This window comes from Bradyrhizobium sp. Leo170, from assembly GCF_004296405.1.
GTDB lineage: Bacteria > Pseudomonadota > Alphaproteobacteria > Rhizobiales > Xanthobacteraceae > Bradyrhizobium.
Genome location: NZ_PSRR01000340.1, coordinates 1 through 9,499, shown reverse-complemented (window position 1 = coordinate 9,499; position 9,499 = coordinate 1). Strand labels below are relative to the sequence as shown.

Below are 9,499 nucleotides of genomic sequence, written 5' to 3'. Positions count from 1 at the left end.
GCCCCCGCTTGCGGGGGAGGTGAAGCCAACCCGCAGCCGATTCAATCTGATCGAAACACCCGCTGGCCCTTTCCTTCCTCGCCCGGCTGGTTTACATGCATTTGCATGAAAATGATGCCCGCCACGCGTCGCTTTGCGCCCACCTCCCTGATGCTGGGAAATATCGTCACCGGCTGCTCCGTGCTGGCGCCGGCGGGGATGCTTCCGGAACTATCCGGTGCGCTGGACGTCTCGATCCACGCCGCGGCGCTCCTGATTACCTTCGGTGCGATGGTCTTGTGCATCGGCTCGCCGCTCACGGCATGGCTCACCAGCCGCATCGATCGCCGCACCTTGCTCGGTGTCACGCTCGCGGTGCTCACGGTCACCAATCTCGCCTCTGCCCTGGCGCCTGATTACGTGAGCCTTCTGGTCATTCGCCTCGTCATGCTGGCGATCGGCGCGCTCTATACACCGCAGGCGGCTGGCACCGGCGCGCTGATCGTGCCGGTCGAGCGGCGCGGCTCGGCCATCGCCTATATCTTCCTCGGCTGGTCGCTCGCGGCTGCGGTCGGATTGCCGCTGATCACCTTCATCGCAAGCCATTACGGCTTTCGCGTCGCCTATGGCGGCATCGCGCTGGTCGGCTGCGTGAGCTGCGCGCTGCTGTTGTGGCGATTGCCGCGCGGATTGCTCGGGGCGCCGTCGATCTGAAGACCTGGATCGAACTCGGCCGCAACCGGATGGTGCTCGTGCTCCTGGCGATCACGACGCTGCAGATGGCGGGCCAATTCGTGGTCTTCACCTTCATGGGGCCGCTGCTTACAGGATTGACGGCGCCGGGAGCAATGCTGTCGGGCTTGTCTTCGGCCTTTACGGCGTCTGCGGCTTCATCGGCGTCGTGATCGCGACCCGCATCGTCGACTCCTGGGGGCCGTATCGGACATCGGTGCTGTTCACCTTACTGATGCTGACCGGTGTGACCGGATGGGCGCTGAGCGCGGGCGTCTATGCACTGATGGCCGGCTCGGTTGCGATCTGGGGGCTCGGCTTTGCCTCCGCCAATTCGATGCAGCAGGTACGGCTGGTTGCGGCGGCGCCGGCGCTTGCATCGGCGTCGGTATCGCTCAACACCTCCGTGCTCTATATCGGGCAGGCGATTGGTTCCGCGATCGGCAGCGTGCTGTTTGCGCACGGCTGGTTCCACGGCGCAGGCTACGTCTGCGCCGCTTTCCTCGCGCTCGCGGTTGCGACCATCGTGCTGACAAAGCCCCGCCGGGCGGCGGCGGAGTAAGCTCTAACGGCCTGCCGATGCAGGAGCGCTTGCGATCCGCGCGAGCGGTGCGGTTCCCGCCATCTTCACCAGCACTTCTTTCACCGGGTGCTGGGTCCAGGCCAGCGTGACGTAATCGCGATGGGTGACGCCGTCGGGGGTCTGCACGAACGCGACGCTGCCGGGCTGCAAAGGCCCGTCCATGCTCTCGCGGACGCGGATGCCCTTGTTCCTGAGCATCGTCATCAGTTTCTGATCGTGCCGCTTGGTGTAGCGGGTGTACGAACTCACGAAGAAACCGCTGCGGTTATTCTCGATCCAGGAGGCGAACTTGTCGAGTTCGCCATAGACCGCATCCAGCAGCACCACGCCGCGCACGCGGCCGGTTGCGCCACCGACATCGAGGCTCCAGGCGGTCGGCAGGAAGCCGCCGCTATAGCCGACGATCACGACCGGCATGTTGGCGAAGGCTGCTGCCGATTTAGGATCGCCGTAGAGGCGGGCGAGGTGGGAGGTGGATTCGTCGAGGAAACGCTTGAAGCCGCCCGGCTGCCAGAATTTTCCGGCGCTTGAATCGGCGGCATCGACCGCCATCTGCGGCGCCAGCAGCACCGCGTTGACGCCGGAGTCCGAGATCTGCTGCGGCACCAATTGGCGGTCGCGCACGTCGCGCTCGAGGGTTGCGCCATTGCCGTGGAAGAACACCACGATCACGCCCGGCTTATCGACGTCGAAATTCTCAGGCACGTGCATCAGGACGCGGCTGTCATTGTAGGTCTCGTCCTGCCAATAGACGCGGCCCGAATAGCTGCGATGGCCCTTGCGGCTGCCGTTCGTGACATTGAGGAACGGCGCATCCGAGCGCGGGTTGTTGCCGAAATAGGGGAAGGCGGAGGATCTCATGCTGACCAGCGTGGTCAGTTCCTCGCGCTCGCTCGGCTTCGGCAGATTGAGCGTGGGCGTCAGCGAGGCCATCCGGACCGGCGCGGGACGCTGCGGCTCGGATGCCGACGTCGGCGCGGCGGCTTGGCGCTGCACGAGCCTTTCCTGCTCGGTCGGGAAGCGTTCCTTGAACGATGGTGCTGGGAAGCGATCCACAAACGTGTCGCTCGCAACCGCTTGCGTGTTCGCCGCGAGCGCCGAGGCGCTGGGCGCTCTGCCGCATTGAGCCAGCACGGTCGCGAGCGGTAGAAGCAGCGAGGCGGTCGCGATCCAGCGCCAAGGTGACCTCGGCCAGCGCGACCGCGCGGTCGGGGACATTGCCCGGTCCGCGCGATCACACTTCTGGAATGTTGGGTTCGCTGCCCCGATCATCCACCCGCTACCCCGAACTCCCGGCAAACGCCGAATCTGAGCGCACCGGTGTTTAGGTGACGTTAAGCTTCCGGAAAATTTCCCCATCCGGAAGTAGCAAGAAGACCATCCAATCGTGTCGCGATTGTGGGTCGCCTCTCGTGTTTACACAAAGGCCGGCGCTTTGAAGGCAACAATAGGGTATTATGATACCCAAATGTTGACCGGAGTTAGATGCTTGTTAACGTTGCTTGAATTGGCCGTTTTCCGCCTGCACGATGAGAGTCGTCGAAGCGCGTGGCGCTGAAGGTACGGTCCGATATGGCGGCATCACATACGGGCAGCGCGGCATGGTCCGGTTCGCTCCCCGGCAGCGGGTCGACCGTTTCGGTCCTCGTGGCCACGGCCATCGTGGTCGCCGACATGGTGGGCGTCGGCGTTTTCACCAGCCTCGGCTTCCAGGTCAAGGACATTCCGTCAGGCTTCTCGATCCTCCTGCTGTGGACCGTCGGCGGCATCGTCGCGCTGTGCGGCGTATTTTCCTATGGCGAGCTCGGCGCGATGTTTCCGCGCTCGAGCGGCGAGTACAATTTCCTGAGCCGCGCCTATCACCCGGCGTTCGGATTCGTCGCCGGCTGGGTGTCGGCGACCGTCGGCTTCGCCGCGCCGGTCGCGCTCGCTGCCATGGCGTTCGGCGAATACGGCAAGTCGGTCTTGCCGGACGCGCCGCCGCTTGTGCTCGCGCTCGGCGTGGTGTGGCTGGTGTCGATCATCCAGCTTACCGGCGTCAGGCACTCCTCGACCTTCCAATTGGTCTCGACCATCCTGAAGGTGGTGCTGATCGTCGCGTTTCTCGTCGCCGGATACTTGATCGCGACGCCGCAGCCGATCTCGTTCGCGCCGACTTCGGCCGACCTTTCCCATATCGTCAGCGCGCCGTTCGCGATCAGCCTGGTGTTCGTGATGTATTCGTTCTCCGGCTGGAACGCGGCGACCTACATCATCGGCGAGATGCACCTGCCGGAGCGCAATTTGCCGCGTGCGATGCTGTCCGGAACGCTGATCGTGCTCGTGCTCTATGTCGCCCTGAACGCGGTGTTCCTGCACACCGCGCCGATCGACCAGCTTGCCGGCCAGATCGACGTCGCCCGGATCTCCGGCAGCTATATCTTCGGCGAGCTCGGTGGCCGCATTGTCGGCGCCATGATCTGTGTCGGGCTGATCTCCTCGATCAGCGCGATGATGTGGATCGGCCCGCGCGTGATGATGACCATGGGCGAGGACATCCCCGCACTGCGGATCTTCGCGCGCCACTCGACCAGCGGCGCGCCGGCCTATGCGATCCTGTTCCAGCTTGCGGTGGCGACGTTGATGCTGTTCACGCGCAGCTTCGAGGCGGTGCTCGACTTCATCCAGTTCGCGCTCCTGTTCTGCTCGTTCTTCACGGTGCTCGCCGTGATCAAGCTGCGCATCACCCGTCCCGACCTGCCGCGGCCTTACCGCGCCTGGGGATACCCGGTCACCCCTGCGGTTTTCCTGCTCGTGACCGGTTTCATGATGTACTATCTGTTGACCGACCGTCCGCTGCAGTCGGCGCTCGGTACGTTGATCATGCTTTCCGGCCTTTTGATCTACGCCGTTTTCCGCAAAGGGGCGGCGCGCCCGGCGGCCGCCGGAGCATCGGGTCGCGAATGAGGATGTTCCTGCCATTGAAAGTTGTCGCGCTCGCTTTCGCCATCATGCTCGCGGCGCTGCCGGCGTGTGCCGCCGACACCGTGACCGCGGACGATACCGCGCGCTTCCTTGCCGGGATGATGCCGTCAGCGGACTCTCCGCTGGTCCCGCTGACCCGGGACCCGGCCTGGCAACAGCACGCCCGATTCTTCGACCAGGCCTTTGCGCAGCTCGAGCAGCGCCAGTTGTCGAAGATCCGCGCCTGGGCGGAGGCCAATCTCGCGGCGCCGCGGCCGACCATGTTCTACATGTTCTCCGGGCCCGACTTCATCTACGCCGACGCCTTCTATTCCCAGGCGACGACCTATGTGCTCAGCGCGCTCGAGCCGACCGGCTCGGTACCCGATCTGACAAGGCTGCCGTGCAGCGACATCGGTGCTGCGCTCTACAATGTCGAGCGCTCGCTGTCTTCGGTCCTGAGCTTCTCCTTCTTCATCACCAAGAAGATGAAGGTCGACCTGCATGCGGGCGAGATCAGCGGCACCTTGCCGATCCTCTATGTATTCCTGGCGCGCTCGGGCAAGACCATCCGCACCGTCGCGCCGGTTGTGCTCGACGAGAACGGCATCGTCGTCACGGAAGGGGCAGGGAAGGGCGCGGTGCGCGGCGCACGCATCACCTTCGCCGGCAATGATGGCGTCGAGCGCACGCTCTATTACTTCTCGACCGATCTCTCCAATTCCGGCGTCAAGGCGAGCGGCTTCCTGAAATTCTGCGAGACGCTTGCGCCCGGCAACAGCCTGATCAAGAGCGCGTCCTATCTCATGCACGCCGGCAATTTCACTGTTGTGCGTGACTTCATCCTCAAGAACAGCGCCACCATCATCCAGGACGATTCCGGGATTCCGCTGGTCTATTTCAACCAGAGTCGCTGGCGCTTCTTCCCGTTCGGCCGCTATGCCGGCCCGATCGCCGAATTCCCGGGCCGCTACCAGGAGTCCTATGCCGAGCTGTTCCACCGCGCGCAGCCGATCGATTTCGGCATCGGCTATCGCTGGCGCACGCATGAAACCAACCTGCTGCTTGCCGTGCAATTGCCGGGTGACGGCTTCGGCACCGCCGATGCTGTGGCCCAGGATGCGCCAGCCCCCAAACCGGCGCCGCCGCCGCCGCGTCCCAGGGCGCCACGGCAGCCGGCGCCGTTCTTCAGTTCGCAGCCCGGCGGTTTCTTCTGGTTTGGGCGCTGAAGCGTTTTCGAGCGAAGTGGATACCGGTTCGCGTGAAGAAAACGCGTCAAAACAAGAATCCAGAGCCCCGCTTCGCTCGAAAACGCTTCAGATTCCGGTCGTGCTTCAACATCCAGTGAATGTTGCGATCGTAACGCACTGGCTGGATCGACCGCGCGTCCTGTAATCCATCCGTAGCCGCGCCTCGTCAGGTTCGTGATCTGTCACTCAAGTTCCGAGGGATTGATATGATCGCTGCCGATGTCGACGACCGATTCAACAAATGGCTGGGCTTCTTTAATGTCGCCGCAGCGGCGAAAGACATTGATGCGCTGCTGATCCTGTTCCATCCGGACGCATTCTGGCGTGACCTGCTGGCATTCACCTGGAACCTGCGCACCGCCGAAGGTCATCACGAAATCCGACAGATGTTGGATACGTGCCTTGCGCGTGCGGCACCCACGGCATGGCGGCAAACAAGACCCGCGCGTCTCGAAGATGGCATCGTGGAAGGGATCGTCGAATTCGAGACGAAGGTCGCTCGCTGCAAAGCAGTCATTCGCTGGAGAGAGGGCAGGGTCTGGACATTGCTCACGTCGATGGCGGAGCTCAAAGGCCTCGAAGAAGCGCTAGGCCTCGACCATGTCAGCCATGGCGGAGATGCGCATCCGGAAAAGCGATTCAGCGATATTTCCGCTTCGACGAAGCAGCCATACTGTGTGATTGTTGGAGCCGGACACAGCGGGCTTGGATTGGGCGTGCAGCTCCGAAAGATGGGCGTGCCGACGCTGATCATCGATCGCCGCGAGCGACCGTCCGATACCTGGCGAAATCGTCACGATTCGTTGTTGCTGCACACTCCCTCATACTTTGATCAGATGCCGGGATTCTCCTACCCCGACGGCTGGCCGCTGCATCCCTCGAAGGAGCGCTTCGCCGACTGGCTGGATGCGTATCAGTCGGTGATGCAACTCGACGTGATGACCGGGGCAGAATGCGTAGCGGCCGAATACGATGATGCGCGAGGGAAATGGCGCCTCCAGGTCAAACGCCGCGAGCGCGCGATCGAGCTCAACCCGGAGCAGCTTGTGCTCGCTACCGGATTATTCGGGACTCCGAAGATCCCGGACGTACCCGGCAAGGAGCGGTTCAAGGGACCGCAACAACATGCAAGCTTGTATCGTAGCAACCCTCATCACAGGAACTGCCGGTGCGTTGTGGTGGGATCAGGCACCACGGCGCACGATATTGCTGCGGATCTCTTCGCTGGTGGCGCTGATGTCACGATGATTCAGCGCAGTCCGACCATCGTGATGAGGTTGGAGACGTTGCTCGAAGGATTTGCAAGGCTCTACGGCAGCGAGCCGAAGGCGCAGGGTATAGCAACCGATCTGGCGGACTTGTTGCTCGCCGCAACCCCCTTGCGCATTGTGGTGGGCATGCACCAGAAGCTGGTGAAGCACGTGAAGGAGAAAGACGCGGCCTTCTACCGGCGACTGGAGAGCGCCGGCTTTCGATTGACCTTCGGTGAGGACGAGAGCGGCGTGTTTCCTCAGGTCCTGCGCGATCCCGGTGGCTACTATATCGATGTCGGTGCATCAGAGCTGGTCGCGAACGGCAGCATAAAGCTGAGAAGTGGTGTCGGCATCACCGCGCTTCGCGAAGAAAGCGTGGTTCTCAGCGACGGGAGCGAACTTCCCGCCGACATCATCTTCTACGCAACCGGCTACGAGCGCGGCTCGTTCGAACCCATCCTGACGCCGGAGACTGCAAAAAGGGTCGGCCCGCTGTGGGGTTTTGGCTCAGGCACGCGCCGCGATCCCGGCCCGTGGCAGGGTGAGCTGCGGAACATGTGGAAACCCACGCAACAGAAAGGGTTGTGGTTTCACGGTGGTGGAGTTGGAGTCGTGCGATTTTACTCACGCATCCTGGCCCTGCAGATCAAAGCCCGACAGGCCGGGATAGCGACGCCCGTGTACCAAGGCGAAGCTGCCAAGGCGCTCGAGGCAGCGTGAGCCGCGCTAGATCATGATCCGATTAGACGGAATCGAATCACGATCTCATCTCTTTGTTTGAGCATGATCTCCGCGCAAACGCTTCGCGTTTGTCGCGAGGGAAAACCGGTTTCCACTTTTCCGGATCATGCTCCAATTCACCCACGCCGCATCACCAGTGCACGCTCTGGCTCGGCACGATGAAGGCGCTGTTGTCAGGCGTGTTCGGCTTGTGGGTGAAATAGAGGTACGCGGAAACGATCAAAATGAGCAGGGCGATGATCGCCAGCAAATCTATCTGGCGCGGGTCATGACCGTGGCGGCTGATTTTCCAGCGCATTATTGGTGTCCTCCCCGCGGACGCAAAGAGTCAATGCCGCACTGCCGCCACAGTTCCCGCACGCCAGCGATGCATGCATGGCGTGAAAGCACGCAGCGGAGAGGGCGATCCTCTACGGCGAGTTGACACCGCGCCAGCGGCCGTAGCGCCAGGGCAGGTACCAACGCGCGCCGGGCGGCGCCTGCTCCGGCACGTTGTCGATGCCCGACGTGCCGAAGGGATGGCAGCGCAATAGCCGCGCCAGCGTCATCCAGCCACCGGCCCACAGCCCGAAGCGCTCGATCGCCTCGTCGCCATAGACCGAGCAGGTCGGCAGATGCCGGCAGTTGTAGCCGACCAGCGGCGACAGCGTATGCCGGTAGATCCAGATCAGCGCGCGACCGAGATTGCGCGGCAGCCGCCGGGCTGCGCTGGCACAGTCCGTGCATTGAAATTGATGTGACGTTCGATGTTCCATGGGCGTCATACCGCAAACTTACGTCGTGTTGCGGGGGTTCCCAAGCAAGGAACTTAGTTCTTGCAGATATTTACGCCACAGTTCGCAACTATCGCACCGCACGGGCGGCGCTGCAGCGAAGGTCCTATGGACGGCACAGGTCAGTACGGTTACCGTTTTGATAATGCTTCGATGACACCATCTTGTCACGTTGCGATGGGGCCGTTGCCACCGCTCATCCATGGGGCTTGGGGGAAGGAACCAAATTGAGGCTCGTGACGTCGCTTCGTCTTCGCGGTCTGGCACTCCTCGGCGCCGCCGCCTTTTGCATCACACTACCTGGCTCGGTCACGACGCTGGGTAATTCGGCCCGCGCCGGCGCCAGCCTGGAACAACGCAAGACACCGATGCGGTTCAGTTGGGTGGCCTGCGAGCCCAATTGCAGGGGCTGGGTATCCGCCGTCGGCATCATCACCGCCGACAGCCCGCGCGACTTCGATGAGTTCGCCCGCGGCCGCCAGCTCGGCGGCGCCACCATCGTGCTCGATTCCAGCGGCGGCTCAGTCAACGACGCCATCACCCTCGGCCGCCGCTTCCGCGGCCTGGGCGCATTGACCACCGTCGGTACGACCGTCATCAACCAGACGTCGCAGGGCCAGCGCGCCAGCGTCAGGCCGGAAGCCTATTGCGAGTCGATGTGCGTGTTCCTGCTGTTGTCCGGCAAGACCCGTTACGTGCCGGAAGACGCGCATGTCCGCGTTCACCAGATCTGGATGGGCGACCGCGCCGACGATGCGCGCGCCGCGAACTACACCGCGCAGGACATGATGATCGTGGAGCGCGATATCGGCCGGCTCGCGAAGTACACTTTCGACATGGGCGGCGCAGGCGACCTGTTGTCGCTGGCGCTGAGCGTTCCCCCCTGGGAAGAACTGCACGAACTGTCGCGCGACGAGTTGCTGCTGACCAATCTCACCACCACCGAGCAGGTCGCCGACGTGTTGCCGCCGCAGGATAATGCGGCCACCGTCCCGGTCGCGGAGGCGAAGTCGAAAGCGACGCAGGACCGTTTCGCCACGAACGTGGCTGACGGCGAGACGACGGCACACCCCGCGAGGTCGACATCGACCAAGACCGCGGAAGCCCTGGTTCCCACCGGCAGCACCGCCACGCCGTCCCCGGTCCAGCCGGCGAAGTGACGCTGTCATTTTCCCCGTCATTGCGAGCGGAGCGAAGCAATCCATAGCGCCACTTGTGGAGGCGCGGATTGCTTCGCTCCGCTCG

General features: G+C 63.2%; 7 protein-coding genes and 1 pseudogene. 5 read left to right on the top strand and 3 right to left on the bottom strand.

From position 1 onward, the window contains the following. The first annotated feature begins 105 nt into the window (after positions 1-105). A pseudogene (locus CWO89_RS35885) lies at positions 106-1,273 on the top strand (MFS transporter). Positions 1,274-1,276: 3 nt separating this feature from the next. Here CWO89_RS35885 and CWO89_RS35880 read toward each other — a convergent pair. Continuing rightward, the gene (locus tag CWO89_RS35880) at positions 1,277-2,566 is read right to left on the bottom strand and encodes an alpha/beta hydrolase (RefSeq protein WP_463702659.1); all 1,290 of its coding nucleotides are present in this window, start codon (positions 2,564-2,566) and stop codon (positions 1,277-1,279) included. A 300-nt stretch (positions 2,567-2,866) separates the two neighbouring features. On the opposite strand from CWO89_RS35880, the gene CWO89_RS35875 reads away from it, so the two are divergent. From CWO89_RS35875 to CWO89_RS35865, 3 genes are all read left to right on the top strand, one after another. Next, on the top strand, positions 2,867-4,240 hold the full coding sequence (locus tag CWO89_RS35875) for an APC family permease (RefSeq protein ID WP_130583142.1): 1,374 nt from the start codon (positions 2,867-2,869) through the stop codon (positions 4,238-4,240). A gap of 2 nt (positions 4,241-4,242) precedes the next feature. Further along, positions 4,243-5,466, top strand: a complete 1,224-nt coding sequence (locus CWO89_RS35870) for a hypothetical protein (RefSeq protein WP_130583141.1) — start codon at positions 4,243-4,245, stop codon at positions 5,464-5,466. A 227-nt stretch (positions 5,467-5,693) separates the two neighbouring features. Next, entirely contained in the window at positions 5,694-7,460 is a 1,767-nt protein-coding gene (locus tag CWO89_RS35865; protein ID WP_130583140.1) for a flavin-containing monooxygenase, read from the top strand. Positions 7,461-7,611: 151 nt separating this feature from the next. On the opposite strand, the gene CWO89_RS46315 is transcribed toward CWO89_RS35865, so the two are convergent. After that, complete coding sequence (locus CWO89_RS46315; RefSeq protein WP_165421467.1) at positions 7,612-7,779, bottom strand: hypothetical protein; 168 nt, start codon at positions 7,777-7,779, stop codon at positions 7,612-7,614. Positions 7,780-7,891: 112 nt separating this feature from the next. After that, positions 7,892-8,236, bottom strand: coding sequence for a membrane protein insertion efficiency factor YidD (gene yidD, locus CWO89_RS35860; RefSeq protein WP_130583139.1), 345 nt, complete (start codon positions 8,234-8,236; stop codon positions 7,892-7,894). A 245-nt stretch (positions 8,237-8,481) separates the two neighbouring features. Between yidD and CWO89_RS35855 the strand changes: the two genes are divergently transcribed. Beyond that, complete coding sequence (locus CWO89_RS35855; RefSeq protein ID WP_130583138.1) at positions 8,482-9,414, top strand: COG3904 family protein; 933 nt, start codon at positions 8,482-8,484, stop codon at positions 9,412-9,414. Positions 9,415-9,499: the final 85 nt, after the last annotated feature.